At 60.3% G+C, this 13,678-nt stretch carries 13 protein-coding genes; 9 read left to right on the forward strand and 4 right to left on the reverse strand.

Annotated elements, in window-relative coordinates; translation table 11 throughout:
- Positions 1-65: 65 nt before the first annotated feature.
- Positions 66-2,426: a hybrid sensor histidine kinase/response regulator gene (locus PSH69_RS26125; RefSeq protein WP_305410240.1), complete on the reverse strand. Its 2,361-nt coding sequence runs from the start codon at positions 2,424-2,426 to the stop codon at positions 66-68.
- A gap of 427 nt (positions 2,427-2,853) precedes the next feature.
- On the opposite strand from PSH69_RS26125, the gene PSH69_RS26130 reads away from it, so the two are divergent.
- The 4 genes from PSH69_RS26130 (at position 2,854) to PSH69_RS26145 (ending at position 6,386) form a co-directional block, all read left to right on the forward strand.
- The gene (locus tag PSH69_RS26130) at positions 2,854-3,651 is read left to right on the forward strand and encodes a hydroxymethylpyrimidine/phosphomethylpyrimidine kinase (RefSeq protein ID WP_019581334.1); all 798 of its coding nucleotides are present in this window, start codon (positions 2,854-2,856) and stop codon (positions 3,649-3,651) included.
- 32 nt (positions 3,652-3,683) lie between these two features.
- Positions 3,684-4,307, forward strand: coding sequence for a thiamine phosphate synthase (gene thiE / locus PSH69_RS26135; RefSeq protein WP_305410241.1), 624 nt, complete (start codon positions 3,684-3,686; stop codon positions 4,305-4,307).
- 16 nt (positions 4,308-4,323) lie between these two features.
- Positions 4,324-5,607 (forward strand): glutamate-1-semialdehyde 2,1-aminomutase, encoded by a 1,284-nt coding sequence (hemL, locus tag PSH69_RS26140; protein WP_258671238.1) that lies wholly within the window; start codon positions 4,324-4,326, stop codon positions 5,605-5,607.
- A gap of 224 nt (positions 5,608-5,831) precedes the next feature.
- Positions 5,832-6,386, forward strand: coding sequence for a tetratricopeptide repeat protein (locus PSH69_RS26145; RefSeq protein ID WP_019650898.1), 555 nt, complete (start codon positions 5,832-5,834; stop codon positions 6,384-6,386).
- Positions 6,387-6,526: 140 nt separating this feature from the next.
- Here PSH69_RS26145 and PSH69_RS26150 read toward each other — a convergent pair whose 3' ends face one another.
- Positions 6,527-6,856: a DUF1820 family protein gene (locus PSH69_RS26150; RefSeq protein ID WP_003185742.1), complete on the reverse strand. Its 330-nt coding sequence runs from the start codon at positions 6,854-6,856 to the stop codon at positions 6,527-6,529.
- Between the two features lie 134 nt (positions 6,857-6,990).
- On the opposite strand from PSH69_RS26150, the gene miaB reads away from it, so the two are divergent.
- From miaB to lnt, 5 genes are all read left to right on the forward strand, one after another.
- Entirely contained in the window at positions 6,991-8,319 is a 1,329-nt protein-coding gene (gene miaB, locus PSH69_RS26155; protein ID WP_018925767.1) for a tRNA (N6-isopentenyl adenosine(37)-C2)-methylthiotransferase MiaB, read from the forward strand.
- A 229-nt stretch (positions 8,320-8,548) separates the two neighbouring features.
- The gene (locus PSH69_RS26160; RefSeq protein ID WP_019020889.1) at positions 8,549-9,553 is read left to right on the forward strand and encodes a PhoH family protein; all 1,005 of its coding nucleotides are present in this window, start codon (positions 8,549-8,551) and stop codon (positions 9,551-9,553) included.
- On the forward strand, positions 9,546-10,040 hold the full coding sequence (ybeY, locus tag PSH69_RS26165) for an rRNA maturation RNase YbeY (protein WP_305410242.1): 495 nt from the start codon (positions 9,546-9,548) through the stop codon (positions 10,038-10,040). The genes PSH69_RS26160 and ybeY overlap by 8 nt, the downstream gene beginning before the upstream one ends.
- A 5-nt stretch (positions 10,041-10,045) precedes the next feature.
- Complete coding sequence (locus PSH69_RS26170; protein WP_007909641.1) at positions 10,046-10,885, forward strand: HlyC/CorC family transporter; 840 nt, start codon at positions 10,046-10,048, stop codon at positions 10,883-10,885.
- 14 nt (positions 10,886-10,899) lie between these two features.
- Positions 10,900-12,423, forward strand: coding sequence for an apolipoprotein N-acyltransferase (gene lnt, locus PSH69_RS26175; RefSeq protein ID WP_305410243.1), 1,524 nt, complete (start codon positions 10,900-10,902; stop codon positions 12,421-12,423).
- A 38-nt stretch (positions 12,424-12,461) separates the two neighbouring features.
- Here the strand turns inward: lnt and PSH69_RS26180 are convergent, their stop codons facing one another.
- Positions 12,462-13,241: a YdcF family protein gene (locus PSH69_RS26180; protein ID WP_305410244.1), complete on the reverse strand. Its 780-nt coding sequence runs from the start codon at positions 13,239-13,241 to the stop codon at positions 12,462-12,464.
- Between the two features lie 106 nt (positions 13,242-13,347).
- Complete coding sequence (locus PSH69_RS26185) at positions 13,348-13,668, reverse strand: hypothetical protein (protein ID WP_305410245.1); 321 nt, start codon at positions 13,666-13,668, stop codon at positions 13,348-13,350.
- Between the last annotated feature and the right edge of the window lie 10 nt (positions 13,669-13,678).

Genomic DNA, 13,678 nt, shown 5'->3' on the forward strand with positions numbered 1-13,678 from the left:
TCAGTTAAGCACCGCCCCGAGGCTGAACAAAGTGGCATATCTGCCTATCTGTCGGCGCTTTCGCCTTATCCAGAACAGAGCACCCGTCGATAGAGCGCGGCCTGCAAGTCCTCGAATTTCACCGGTTTGTTCAGGTAGTCGACCACGGTGTCGCTCGGGCAGTGCACTCGGTCCGCACTCAGGGCAATCATGAACACGGGTAATTCGGCGCACCCCGGCAACGCACGGATCCGCCGGCAGATGGAGGCGCTGTCCACTGGCGGCAACTGGCAATCGAGCAATACCGCGTCAACGGCTTCACACTGCAATTGATCGAGCGCAGCAAGGCCATTGTCAGCGGTGCGTACCCGGAACCCAAGCTTGAGCAACATGCCGCGCATCACCAATTGATTGATGCTGTTGTCATCGACCAGCAATACCGTGCACTCCTGGGGCAAGCGCAGGCCGGTGGTCTGCCGGGTGATCGAGGGAGCAGGTTCCACCACCGACAGCTCGAATTCGACGTCCAGCTGGAAGCGGCTTCCACGGCCTGGTTCGGAACGGTGGCTCAGGCGCCCCCCGAGTAATTCGACCAACTGCCGACAGATCGCCAGGCCAACGCCAAGACCGCCATATTCACGGGTCATCGAGCCGTCGAGCTGGAAGAAGCGCTGGTACAGCGTCGCCTCCCCCAGATCGGTAAAACCGATGCCGGTGTCGATCACCGCAAAAGACAGCGCCAGCCGACCGGGCTCCGCCGCCGGTTTACCCGTCACCCGCAGCGCCAGACCACCGACTCGGGTGAATTTGATTGCGTTGTCCAGCAAGCATTCCAGGCATTGCGCCAGCTTGCCGCTGTCGCCGAACAAACGATCCGGCAACCCGGGCGTTACCTCGACCTTGAAGTCCAGCGACTTGCTCGACGCATTGCCATCGAACTGCCCGCGCAAAGACTCGACCACACTGCGCAAGCTGAACGCCTCCGGATAGACCTTGAGCTTGCCGGCCTGCAATTCGGTCAGGGTGAGGATGCCGTTGACCATGCGCATCATGTCCCGCGCCGAACCTGCCGCCGTTTGCTGATACTGCTCCAGCTCTGGGTTCATCTCGACGGTCTGCATCAGCTCCAGCGAACCGATCACACCGTTCATGGGCGTGCGCAGCTCATGGGTCAACGTGGCGAGGAATTCGTCCTTGAGCCTGTTGCTGTGAGCCAGTTGCTGGTTCAGCACCTCAAGCTTCTGGCCGGCGTCGAACAACGTCTGTGCCTGATGCTCGCGCATGGCGTTGATACGATCGGCCAGGGCCAGGGACAGCAACGCCACTTCAATCGCCGAGCCGATCTGGCTGGCGTACATGGTAAGGAACACGTTGGGCAAATACCCCAGCACCATCATCGTGTTCACGACGCCACCGAGCAAAAACGCCGACCAGGCAATGATGAAGTAGCGCGCCACCCTCAAGCCACGCCACCAGGCGAATACCCCGGCAGCGAAAATCACCACGGTAAAGACCAGCGCCAACGCCGTCGCCAGACGCAGGGCCAGGGCGTAACTGGTCATCAAAGACAACCCGACCACCAGCCCGCTGAACGCGATCAGCGCCAATAGCACACGGTCCAGCCAGCGGCTGTGGGTGGCCGTCCGCAGGAAGCTGCGGGCAAACTGGCTGCCGAACAACCCCGAACAGCCGATGAAAAACGGCGTGGCGGCGTTGGCCCACCACGGATTGTTCGGCCAGAAATACTCCACGGCCGCGCCGTTCACCGACAGCTGATACAAGCCGAACGAGGCGATGTAGACGATGTAATAGAGGTAACTGGTGTCGCGCACGCTGAGGAAGATGAACAGGTTGTAGACCAGCATCCCCAGCAATACGCCGTAAATCAGCCCCAGCACGTAGAGCCGCACGGGCTGCTCTTCAAGGTAAGCAGTGCTCGACCACAAGGTGACGGGCGCCTGAATCGAGCCTTCGCTTTGCAGTCTCAGGTACACCGTTTGCGCCTGCCCGGGCGCAAAGTTCAGATGGAACAGATAGTTGTTCTGGCGGATCTCGCGTGTGGCGAACGGCAATGCATCGCCGGTCTGTCGGACCAATTGATAATCGCCGCCGGCATCAGGCAAGTACAGATCAAGGTGATCGAGGGGCGGATAGGCCAGCTCCAGCAACCAGGCCCGTTGCGCCGACGGGTTGGTCGGACGGTACTGCAGGTCGATTTTCAACCAGAATGCCGAACGCGAATAACCGGCATTGAGGGTGGCTTTATCGTGGGGTTGGAAGTGCCCGGCCGCGGCTTGCGCACGGACATCGGCAATGGTCGCTTGACCGCCCGCGTCTTCATAAACCTGCATCGTTCGGCCCAGGGGAAGGCTCTGGGTGAACTCGTCGAACTCGACGGCGCTCGCCAGGAGAGGCAAGCACAACAGCAACATCAACAAATAGCGCATTTAAGCCCCAGCGTGGCCTGTCCGGTTCTGTCAGGAAGCCCCCCATTCCTTTTGAGTAGACGTAAAACCGGTATTACCTGTTATTGGTTTGGATCCACTCTAGCATAGCCGTTAGTGGCCATTGAACACCATTGAATTTTTTCCTAAAAAGGCTCTAGCACGGGCGTTCCAGCGCTATGTATTGAGCTAGAGCTGTTGGCTTGATCAGGTCGTGATAATGCCCCGGTGGGTGATGAACCCTGTGGCGAGGGGGCTTGCCCCCGTTCGGCTGCGAAGCAGTCGTAAATCTGCCGACGCGGTGTTCCAGACAGAAGGCAAAGGGGGCGCTTCGCACCCCAACGGGGGCAAGCCCCCTCGCCACAATGTATCGGCCGGACTGGACGTCGCAACACCCGAAAAAACATGTTTGGTGGTAAGCTCGCGCACCATGAATATCTACAGCTCTCGCCCCGTTGTCCTCTGTCTCTCCGGCCACGACCCTAGTGGTGGCGCCGGCTTGCAGGCAGATATCGAAGCCCTGCTTGCCCAGGGTTGCCATGCGGCTCCGGCCGTCACCGCCCTGACCGTGCAAGACACGGTCAACGTCACTGACTTCCGCGTGCTCGATCGCGAGTGGGTACTGGCCCAGGCCAATGCCGTGCTCAACGACTCCGAAGTCGCCGCCGTCAAACTGGGCATGCTCGGTTCCCTGGAAATGGTCGACACCGTGGTCGAACTGCTTTCAGCGCACCCGCATTTGCCAGTGGTCTGCGACCCGGTGCTGCGTGCCGGCGGTGGCGGACGACTGGGCAAGGACGAAGTCGGCTACGCCATGCGCGAACGCTTGCTGCCGCTGTCGATCATCGCCACTCCTAACCTTCCCGAAGCCCGCATCCTCGCCGAACTGCCCGAAGGCACCGCCGACGAGTGCGCGGAAAAACTCCTGCCATTCGTCAAACACCTGCTGATCACCGGCGGCCATGGCGACGAACACGAAATCCACAACCGCCTGTACAGCCGTGACGGTCGCCGCGAAACCTTTACCTGCCAGCGCCTGCCCGGCAGTTATCACGGTTCCGGTTGCACGCTGGCCAGCGCCCTCGCCGGCCGCCTGGCCCAGGGTGAACACCTCGCCAGTGCCGTACAGAGCGCGCTTGACTACACTTGGCGCACCCTGCGAGATGCGGAACAGCTGGGCAAAGGCCAGTTCGTGCCCCGCCGCCTGCCGCTGGATTTCTGTTCGTAACTTTCGATGCGTAAAGCGCAGAGGCTTGTCCGATGAAACTACGTGGCCTGTACGCCATTACCGACAGCCAGCTACTGGCCGGCAAATTTCTTTCGTACGTGGAGGCGGCGCTCGAAGGCGGCGTCACCCTGCTGCAATACCGCGACAAAAGCAGCGACGAGGCCCGCCGCCTGCGCGAGGCCGAAGCCCTGCGTGATCTGTGCGATCGCTACAAGACCCAGCTGATCATCAATGACGACGCCGAACTGGCCGCGCGACTGAATGTCGGCGTGCACCTGGGCCAGACTGATGGCCCACTGATGCCGGTGCGAGCACTGCTCGGGCGTCAGGCGATCATCGGCTCGACCTGCCACGCGCAACTCGAACTCGCCGAACAAGCCGCCAAGGAAGGCGCCAGTTACGTCGCCTTCGGCCGCTTCTTCAATTCCAACACCAAGCCTGGCGCACCCGCGTGCAGCCTCGACCTGCTCGACCAGGCCCGCAGCAAACTGCACCTGCCGATCTGTGCGATCGGCGGCATCACCCTGGACAACGCTGCCCCGCTGGTGGCCCACGGGGTCGATCTGCTGGCGGTGGTGCATGGCCTGTTTGGCGCCGACAGCACAGCTGAAGTGACGCGTCGCGCCCGCGCCTTTAACGAATTGTTCAAATCCTGATTTTGAGAGCCAAATAATGTCTCGTTCCGAAACCCTGTTTGCCAATGCCCAGAAACACATCCCCGGAGGCGTGAACTCGCCTGTTCGTGCGTTCAAGAGCGTTGGCGGCACGCCGTTGTTCTTCAAACACGCCGAAGGCGCCTACGTCACCGACGAAGACGACAAGCGCTATGTGGATTACGTCGGTTCCTGGGGCCCGATGATTCTCGGCCACAGCCACCCGGACGTGCTGGACGCGGTACGCAAACAGTTGGAGCACGGCTTGTCCTACGGCGCCCCGACCGCGATGGAAACCGAGATGGCCGATCTGGTCTGCTCGATCGTGCCGTCGATGGAAATGGTGCGCATGGTCAGCTCCGGCACCGAAGCGACCATGAGTGCGATCCGTCTGGCCCGTGGTTTCACCGGTCGCGACAGCATCATCAAATTCGAAGGCTGCTACCACGGCCACTCCGACAGCCTGCTGGTCAAGGCCGGCTCCGGCGCCCTGACCCAAGGCGTACCGAGCTCGGCCGGTGTACCGGCGGCGTTCGCCAAACACACCCTGACCCTGCCGTTCAACGACATCGACGCGGTCGAAACCATGCTCGCCGAAGTCGGCCAGGACGTGGCGTGCATCATCGTCGAACCGGTGGCCGGCAACATGAACTGCGTACCGCCGGCACCGGGTTTCCTCGAAGGCCTGCGGACCCTGTGCGACAAGCACGGCGTGGTGCTGATTTTCGACGAAGTGATGACCGGTTTCCGTGTCGCCCTCGGCGGAGCCCAAGCCTATTACGGCGTAACACCGGACCTGAGCACCTTCGGCAAGATCATCGGTGGCGGCATGCCAGTGGGCTGCTTCGGCGGCAAACGCAAAATCATGGAACACATCGCGCCACTAGGCCCGGTCTACCAGGCCGGTACGTTGTCGGGTAACCCGCTGGCGATGGCGGCTGGCCTGACCACGCTGCGTCTGATCAGTCGTCCGGGTTTCCACGCTGAACTGAGCGACTACACCAGCCGCCTGCTCGATGGCCTGCAACAGCGCGCCGATGCCGCTGGCATTCCGTTCGTGACCACTCAGGCCGGCGGCATGTTCGGTCTGTACTTCAGCGGCGCCGACGATATCGTCACCTTCGATGACGTGATGGCCAGCGATGCGAACCTGTTCGGGCGCTTCTTCCACCTGATGCTCGAGGGCGGCGTGTACCTGGCGCCGAGCGCCTTCGAAGCCGGCTTCACCTCGATTGCCCACGGCGAAACCGAGTTGAAACTGACGCTGGACGCCGCCGAACGTGCCTTCGCCGCACTGAAGTAAATCTGCGACGCTGACGTTGGCGATTGCCAGCGTCAGCTTTCACCTACATCCGCACCCTTTTTCCTGCTCAGCTGCCAATAATCCCCCGCAAAGTGGGTGATATAGTCCCCGCGCAGCAGAAAAACGAGTAAAGACTTTGTAAGGTTGCCCCTGCTTATTTCATAATGCGCGCTTATTGGATCCCTCGACGGGTCCGCGCGCCCCTCAGAGGTAAGTCGATTCCCATGAACCGCACCGGCCGCACCCTTGCATTGGGCTGCCTGTTGCTCCTTCAGCCCCTGCTCGCGCTCGCACAAGCAGGCGGCAACTCGTTGTTGATCCCGGCGATGGGTCGCTGCACCCTCAATACTCAGCCGCAAGACCTGACGCAAGCGCTCGCCGCCTGCCAGAAAGCGTCGGATGAAGGGGATGCGCAAGCGCAATACGAGTTGGGTGAGTTCTACTACGAAGGCAAAAGCGTGCCGCGCGACCTCAATAAAGCCCTGAGCTACTTCGAAAAGGCCTCGCTGCAAGGTCATGCCCAGGCGCAATTCAAACTCGGCACCATGTTCTTCCATGGCGAAGGTGTACCGGCCAATAACATTCAGGCGTATATCGTGCTGAAAATGGCCGCGGTCAACGGCGCCGAAGACGCGCTGGACACCGCCGACGAAGTCGCCGAGAAAATGCCCCGCGAAGACCTGGAAGTTGCTACCCAGGTGCTGGGGCAAATTTTCCGTAAATACCTGATGGAATTGCAGAGCGCCGACGGGCGTACGCCGTTTTCGCCACTTCCCTGAATTGCCGGATCCGATAGTTCTCACGCTCTGCGTGGGAATTCATCCCGTGACGCTCCGCGTCACCGACGCAGAGCGTCGAAGGCGGCGTTCCCACGCAGAGCGTGGGAACGATCAATTCTCACCTTAGAAAAACCTGCTGCTTACTTCTCAGGCATCGGCATCGGAAACGGCATGACATTACCGACCGCGCCGCGGGCTTCGCTGATTTTCGGCGTGCCGAGGCGCTCGACCTCGTCGATGCGCACGATCGAATGCATCGGCACAAAACTGCGCACAACGCCTTCGAACTGAGCCTTGAGCTTTTCTTCGCTCGGATCGACGACCACTTGCGTGCGCTCGCCAAAGACGAACTCTTCCACTTCCAGAAAGCCCCACAGATCACTTTGATAGATCTGCTTGGCGTACATTTCGAACACCTGGCCCTGATTGAGGAAAATCACCTTGTAGATTGGAGCTTCACGTTTGGTCATGGTGGGCGGGTAACACATCGGGGATAAAAATGAGGGCGCGAACTATAGCATAGCCACCGGACGCGCAGCGGTAGGAACCTTGGAACATGTTCCCTATAATGCGCGGTTCTTTGAATCACGTGATGAATCTTTCCATGGCCAAGAAGCTTTACATCGAAACCCACGGTTGCCAGATGAACGAGTACGACAGCTCGCGCATGGTCGATCTGTTGGGTGAACATCAGGCCCTGGAAGTCACTGCCCGCGCTGAAGACGCCGACGTGATCCTGCTCAATACCTGCTCGATCCGTGAACGCGCCCAGGACCGGGTGTATTCCCAGCTCGGCCGCTGGCGCGAACTGAAACTGGCCAATCCGGAAATGGTCATCGCCGTCGGCGGTTGCGTGGCCAGCCAGGAAGGCGCGGCCATCCGTGATCGCGCTCCGTATGTCGACGTGGTGTTCGGCCCGCAGACCCTGCACCGTCTGCCGGAAATGATCGACGCCGCGCGCGCTACCAAACTGCCGCAAGTCGACGTCTCGTTCCCGGAAATCGAAAAATTCGACCACTTGCCCGAACCGCGCATCGATGGGCCGAGCGCTTACGTGTCGGTCATGGAAGGCTGCAGCAAGTACTGCACTTTCTGCGTGGTGCCTTATACCCGCGGTGAAGAAGTCAGCCGGCCGTTCGACGACGTGATTGCCGAGATCATCCACCTGGCCGAAAACGGCGTGCGCGAAGTGACCCTGCTGGGGCAAAACGTCAACGGCTATCGCGGGACCACTCACGATGGTCGTCTGGCCGACCTGGCGGAATTGATCCGGGTAGTCGCCGCAGTCGATGGCATCGACCGGATTCGCTACACCACTTCACACCCGCTGGAGTTCTCCGACAGCCTGATCCAGGCCCACGCCGACGTGCCGGAACTGGTAAAACACCTGCACTTGCCGGTGCAATCAGGCTCCGACCGGATCCTCGCGGCGATGAAGCGCAACCACACCGCGCTGGAGTACAAGTCCAAACTGCGCAAACTGCGGGCCGCCGTGCCGGGGATCTGCATCAGTTCGGACTTTATCGTCGGCTTCCCGGGCGAGACCGAAAAAGACTTCGAACAGACCATGAAGCTGATCGAAGACGTCGGTTTCGACTTCTCCTACTCGTTCGTCTACAGCCAGCGCCCGGGCACCCCGGCCGCCGACCTGGCCGACGAAACGCCGGAAGAGCTGAAAAAAGAACGCCTGAATGCCCTGCAACATCGCCTGAACCAGCAAGGGTTCGAGATCAGCCGACAAATGGTGGGCTCCATTCAGCGGATTCTGGTTACCGATTATTCGAAAAAAGACCCTGGCGAACTGCAGGGGCGCACCGAGAATAACCGTATCGTCAACTTCCGCTGCGACAATCCGACCCTGATCGGCCAGTTCGCCGACGTGCACATCGATGCCGCGCAACCGCACTCGCTGCGCGGTTCGTTGATCCAATAACACCTCGCCTCCTGCGGGAGCCGGGCTTTTGTGGCGAGGGGGCTTGCCCCCGTTGGATCGCGAAGCGATCCCCAATACTTTGCGACTGCTTCGCAGCCGAACGGGGGCAAGCCCCCTCGCCACAGTTCAGGTGTCAGATTCCGGCATCTTATTTAAGAGCTTTCGCACCCAGGCGACTGGCGTTATCCTTGATTTCATCATAATTGCCCCAGGGCGGCTAAATACGACCTTGAACGCACCCATAGAACCACATCGTTTCATCCTCGAGCCTTTTGAAGCTCGCCGCTTCGCCAATCTGTGCGGGCAATTCGACGAGCATCTACGCTTGATCGAACAGCGCCTGACCATCGAGATCCGCAACCGCGGAAACCAGTTCGAACTGATCGGCGAGCCCAAGCACACCACCTCCGCGGAAAACCTCCTGCGTCGCTTGTACCGAGAAACCAAGGGTACCGAGCTGTCGCCGGACATGGTTCACCTGTTCCTGCAGGAATCGGCCGTCGAGGAACTGGACAACCACTCCCCCGCCGAACCGTCCGTCGCCTTGCGCACCAAAAAAGGCATGATTCGCCCTCGCGGCTTGAATCAACTGCGCTACGTGAAGGAAATCCTCGGTAACGACATTAATTTCGGCATCGGCCCCGCCGGTACCGGCAAGACCTATCTGGCTGTTGCCTGCGCGGTAGACGCACTGGAACGCGAGCAGATTCGTCGCATTCTGTTGGTGCGCCCGGCGGTTGAAGCGGGTGAAAAACTTGGCTTCCTGCCCGGCGACCTGTCGCAAAAAATCGACCCGTACCTGCGCCCGCTCTACGACGCGCTCTACGAAATGCTCGGCTTCGAATATGTCGCCAAGCTAATCGAGCGCCAGGTCATTGAAGTCGCGCCACTGGCCTACATGCGCGGCCGCACGCTGAACAACAGCTTCATCATCCTCGACGAAAGCCAGAACACCACCGTCGAACAAATGAAGATGTTCCTGACCCGGATCGGCTTTGGCTCCACGGCGGTCATCACCGGTGACATCACCCAGGTCGACCTGCCACGCGGCACCAAGTCCGGGCTGCATCATGTGATCGAAGTGCTCAAGGACGTTCCGGGCATCAGCTTCACCCACTTCCAGCCCAAGGACGTGGTGCGCCATCCGCTGGTACAACGCATCGTCGAGGCGTACGAGCGCTTCGAAAATCGCGCTGCCGATGCCGCGCCAAAGGACACCCCACACGATGCTTGAGCTTGATCTGCAACTGGCCAGCGACGCACCTGCCCCGAGTGAAGCCGAGTTCCGGAAATGGTGCGAACTGGCCCTGCGCCAGCGCACCGCCGACTCCGAGCTGACCATTCGTCTGGTCGATGAAGAAGAAGGCCGCGAACTGAATCACACCTGGCGGCAGAAGGATTACGCCACCAACGTGCTGTCATTCCCTGCCGATGTGCCGGACGAGTTGCTGGATATCCCGTTACTGGGCGATCTGGTGATCTGCGTGGCCGTGGTCGAGCGCGAAGCCGCCGAACAAGGCAAGGCACTCAACGCCCATTGGGCACATCTGGTCATTCACGGCTGCTTGCATCTGCTTGGTTACGACCATATAGATGACGACGAAGCCGAAGAAATGGAAGCACTGGAACGAACGTTGCTTGCAGAACTGGGTCATCCGGACCCTTATGCGGACGACGAAACAGACACATTCCCTATCGTTACAACAAAGGATTCAGAGTAATCGCTATGAGCGAAGATCGATCGAGCAACGGGCAGAAGTCTTGGCTGGGTAAGCTCACCCAGGCTTTTGCCCACGAGCCGAAAAACCGCCAGGAGCTGCTGGAGCTGCTGCGCGATGCACACCAAAACAAGTTGCTGGACAGCGAAGCGCTGGCCATCGTCGAAGGCGCCATCCAGGTTGCAGACCTGCAAGTACGGGACATCATGGTCCCGCGCTCGCAGATGATCAGCATCAAGGCGACCCAGACACCTCGCGAGTTCCTGCCTGCCGTGGTCGACTCAGCCCACTCCCGCTACCCGGTGATCGGCGAAAGCCATGATGACGTGATGGGCGTGTTGCTGGCCAAGGACTTGCTGCCGTTGATCCTCAAGGAGAACGGTGACAGCTTCAACATCAAGGACCTGCTGCGCCCGGCCACCTTCGTGCCCGAGTCCAAGCGCCTGAATGTGCTGCTGCGCGAATTCCGCGCCAACCATAACCACATGGCCATCGTCATTGACGAATACGGCGGCGTGGCCGGTCTGGTGACCATCGAAGACGTGCTCGAACAGATCGTCGGCGACATCGAAGACGAGCATGACGTCGAAGAAGACAGCTACATCAAGCCGCTGCCCAGCGGTGACTTCCTGATCAAGGCCCTGACGCCGATCGAGAACTTCAACGAGTTCTTCGACAGCGAGTTCTCCGACGACGAATTCGACACCGTCGGCGGACTGGTGATGAGCGCGTTCGGGCACTTGCCAAAACGCAACGAAATCACCGAAATCGGCGCCTATCGCTTCCGCATCCTGAACGCCGACAGCCGTCGGATTCATTTGCTGCGTCTGACACCTATAGCTCGGTAACTCTAAGGATTGAAATGCGCTGGATGACCCGCCCCGGCTGGCCCGGTAACCTGCTGGCCGTGGCGGCCGGTGCACTCACCACCCTGGCCTTGGCGCCATTCGATATCTGGCCGCTGGCATTGCTGGCGGTCGGTTTCTTTTACGCCGGCTTGCGCGAACTGAGCCCCCGTCAGGCCCTGGGCCGTGGCTGGTGTTTCGGTTTCGGCCTGTTTGCCGGTGGAACCAGCTGGATCTACTACAGCATTCACAACTTCGGCGGCGCATCTGTACTGCTGGCCGGGTTCTTGATGCTGCTCTTCACCGCCGCGATTGCCTGGTTCTTCGCCCTGCCCGCCTGGATTTGGGCACGCTGGTTGCGCCGTAACGAAGCGCCGTTGGGCGATGCCCTGGCGTTTGCAGCGTTGTGGGTGGGACAGGAAGCCTTTCGCGGCTGGTTCCTCACCGGTTTCCCGTGGCTGTATTCCGGTTACAGCCAGCTCGACGGCCCATTGGCTGGGCTCGCGCCGGTCGGCGGGATGTGGCTGATTTCCTTCGCGCTGGCCCTGACCGCCGCGCTGATCTACAACACACCGCGCCTGATTCGCAGCGCTCGCAAGGGCTTTATTGCCGCTGGCGTGTTGCTGCTGGCCGGCCCGTGGGTGATCGGCCTGGCGCTCAAGGAACACGCCTGGACCAGCCCTTCGGGTGCGCCGTTGAGCGTCGCGGCGATTCAGGGCAATATCGAACAAAGCATGAAATGGGACCCGTCGCAGATCAACGCGCAGCTGGCGCTGTACCGCGACATGAGTTTCAGCTCCAAACCCGTCGACCTGCTGATCTGGCCGGAAACGGCGGTCCCGGTGCTCAAGGAGTCCGCCGAGGGCTATCTGGACATGATGGGCAGCTTCGCTGCAGAGCGTAAATCCGCGCTGATTACCGGTGTACCGATTCGACAGGAAGTCCATCACGAAAAGCGCTACTTCAACGGCATTACCGTTGTCGGTGAAGGCGATGGCACTTACCTGAAGCAGAAACTGGTGCCATTCGGCGAATACGTTCCGTTGCAGGAAGTCTTGCGCGGCCTGATCGCGTTCTTCGACCTGCCGATGTCCGACTTTGCCCGTGGACCGGCCGATCAACCGCTGCTACAGGCCAAGGGTTATCAGATTGCGCCGTACATCTGCTACGAAGTGGTCTACCCGGAATTCGCCGCAGGCCTCGCCGCCCGCAGCGATTTGCTGCTGACCATCAGCAACGACACCTGGTTTGGCACCTCGATCGGCCCATTGCAACATTTGCAGATGGCGCAGATGCGCGCCCTTGAGGCCGGCCGCTGGATGATCCGCGCCACCAACAACGGCGTGACCGGCCTGATCAACCCGTTTGGTCAGATCACTGCCCGGATCCCGCAGTTCGAACGCGGTATTCTGTACGGCGAAGTGGTGCCAATGCATAACCTGACGCCGTATCTGCAATGGCGTTCGTGGCCGTTGATCATCATTTGCGTGCTGTTGTTTGGCTGGGCGTTGATGGCCAACCGGATGGCGAAGACCGTTTAACCCGGCAGGATCATTCCCATGCACTGGCGTGGGAATGATCACTCCTCAACAGGCTCGCCTCGATAGAACATCCAATACCCGACCTGCCCCACGAGCTCATTCATCAACTGCCCCGATTGCCAGATCGATTTGAATTCCGGCATCCAGCCACCCAGTGGCCGCGCATTGTCCACGCCCAAAAACCCCACTGGCGCCGGCACCACCTCAAATCCGGCCTGTTCAAAGCTCCAGACCGCCCGCGGCATATGCCACGCCTGAGTCACGACCACCACCCGTTTGATCCCCTGCGGCAACAATACCTGGGCGCTGAACTGCGCGTTTTCCCAGGTTGTGCGGCTGCGCCCTTCCTGCCAGCGTACCGTCACGCCAAAATCATCGAGCAACGAATCTGCCATCAGCTGCGCTTCAGTCGGCGGTGTCCCGTAATGCAGGCCGCCACTGGTCAGAATCGGCAAGCCGGAAGCCTTGGCCAGACGCGCAGCATAACGCTCGCGCCCAAGACCTACGCCGGTGGGCTGGTCGACGCCCCAGGCCAGGTCGCCACGCTCACGCCCTGAACCCAGCACCACGATCGCGTCGGCGCGCTGGCCCAGGGTGGCCCATTCCTCGCGTACGAGCGGCGGCTCGCGCTCCAGAACCCTGGCAGTCCACTCCACCATGACTGGCAGGCTCATCAACCAGAAGCCGCCCACACCCATAACGAAGCACGCTCCCGCCAGCCTCGGCCTTGAGCGGCGCCACCACCAGGCGAGTACCAGTAACAGCAAAAGAACGCCGGGCGGCAATAGAAGTTGTTTAATGAAATAACGAAAAGGCATCGGGCATCTCCATAGATGCCCGAAGCCTAAGTGGGTTAACGCAATGCGACAACAAATGCGGAAGGACTTTATTTCAAAAAACCATATGCCATGGTTTCAAGTGTCCTTACTTGAACTGCAGAGACCGGACCTTTCCCGCGCCTCCGCCGGGTGCCTTATCCTTGAGCCAGACAATCTTGGCCGTACGTGGTGCCTCGAGTTGCTTCACTGCTGCTGACAAGCATCCGTGCGTTTCACGTTCACTGCGGTCCAGATAGGCCTTGACCAATTCAAACTCTGCGGGGGTCAAACCACGCAGTTCCAGCTCCAGGGGACGCTCGTCGCGAAGCCGTCCAGCGGTTTTGGCCGCGTCCAGGGCCATTGCGAGACGGTCGATCAGTCTTTCGTACAACTCCGGTTTCGTAGCTTTTTGCTGTGAATCAACCATCCATCACCTC

Origin of the sequence: Pseudomonas sp. FP1740, assembly GCF_030687165.1 — a bacterium.
In the GTDB taxonomy this organism is placed as follows: domain Bacteria; phylum Pseudomonadota; class Gammaproteobacteria; order Pseudomonadales; family Pseudomonadaceae; genus Aquipseudomonas.

Excerpts from the sequence above, each read along its gene's own strand:
- PSH69_RS26125 (WP_305410240.1), bottom strand. The coding sequence starts at position 2,426 with ATGCGCTATTTGTTGATGTTGCTGTTGTGCTTGCCTCTCCTGGCGAGC.
- PSH69_RS26130 (WP_019581334.1), top strand. The coding sequence starts at position 2,854 with ATGAATATCTACAGCTCTCGCCCCGTTGTCCTCTGTCTCTCCGGCCAC.
- thiE (WP_305410241.1), top strand. The coding sequence starts at position 3,684 with ATGAAACTACGTGGCCTGTACGCCATTACCGACAGCCAGCTACTGGCC.
- hemL (WP_258671238.1), top strand. The coding sequence starts at position 4,324 with ATGTCTCGTTCCGAAACCCTGTTTGCCAATGCCCAGAAACACATCCCC.
- PSH69_RS26145 (WP_019650898.1), top strand. The coding sequence starts at position 5,832 with ATGAACCGCACCGGCCGCACCCTTGCATTGGGCTGCCTGTTGCTCCTT.
- PSH69_RS26150 (WP_003185742.1), bottom strand. The coding sequence starts at position 6,856 with ATGACCAAACGTGAAGCTCCAATCTACAAGGTGATTTTCCTCAATCAG.
- miaB (WP_018925767.1), top strand. The coding sequence starts at position 6,991 with ATGGCCAAGAAGCTTTACATCGAAACCCACGGTTGCCAGATGAACGAG.
- ybeY (WP_305410242.1), top strand. The coding sequence starts at position 9,546 with ATGCTTGAGCTTGATCTGCAACTGGCCAGCGACGCACCTGCCCCGAGT.
- PSH69_RS26170 (WP_007909641.1), top strand. The coding sequence starts at position 10,046 with ATGAGCGAAGATCGATCGAGCAACGGGCAGAAGTCTTGGCTGGGTAAG.
- lnt (WP_305410243.1), top strand. The coding sequence starts at position 10,900 with ATGCGCTGGATGACCCGCCCCGGCTGGCCCGGTAACCTGCTGGCCGTG.
- PSH69_RS26180 (WP_305410244.1), bottom strand. The coding sequence starts at position 13,241 with ATGCCTTTTCGTTATTTCATTAAACAACTTCTATTGCCGCCCGGCGTT.
- PSH69_RS26185 (WP_305410245.1), bottom strand. The coding sequence starts at position 13,668 with ATGGTTGATTCACAGCAAAAAGCTACGAAACCGGAGTTGTACGAAAGA.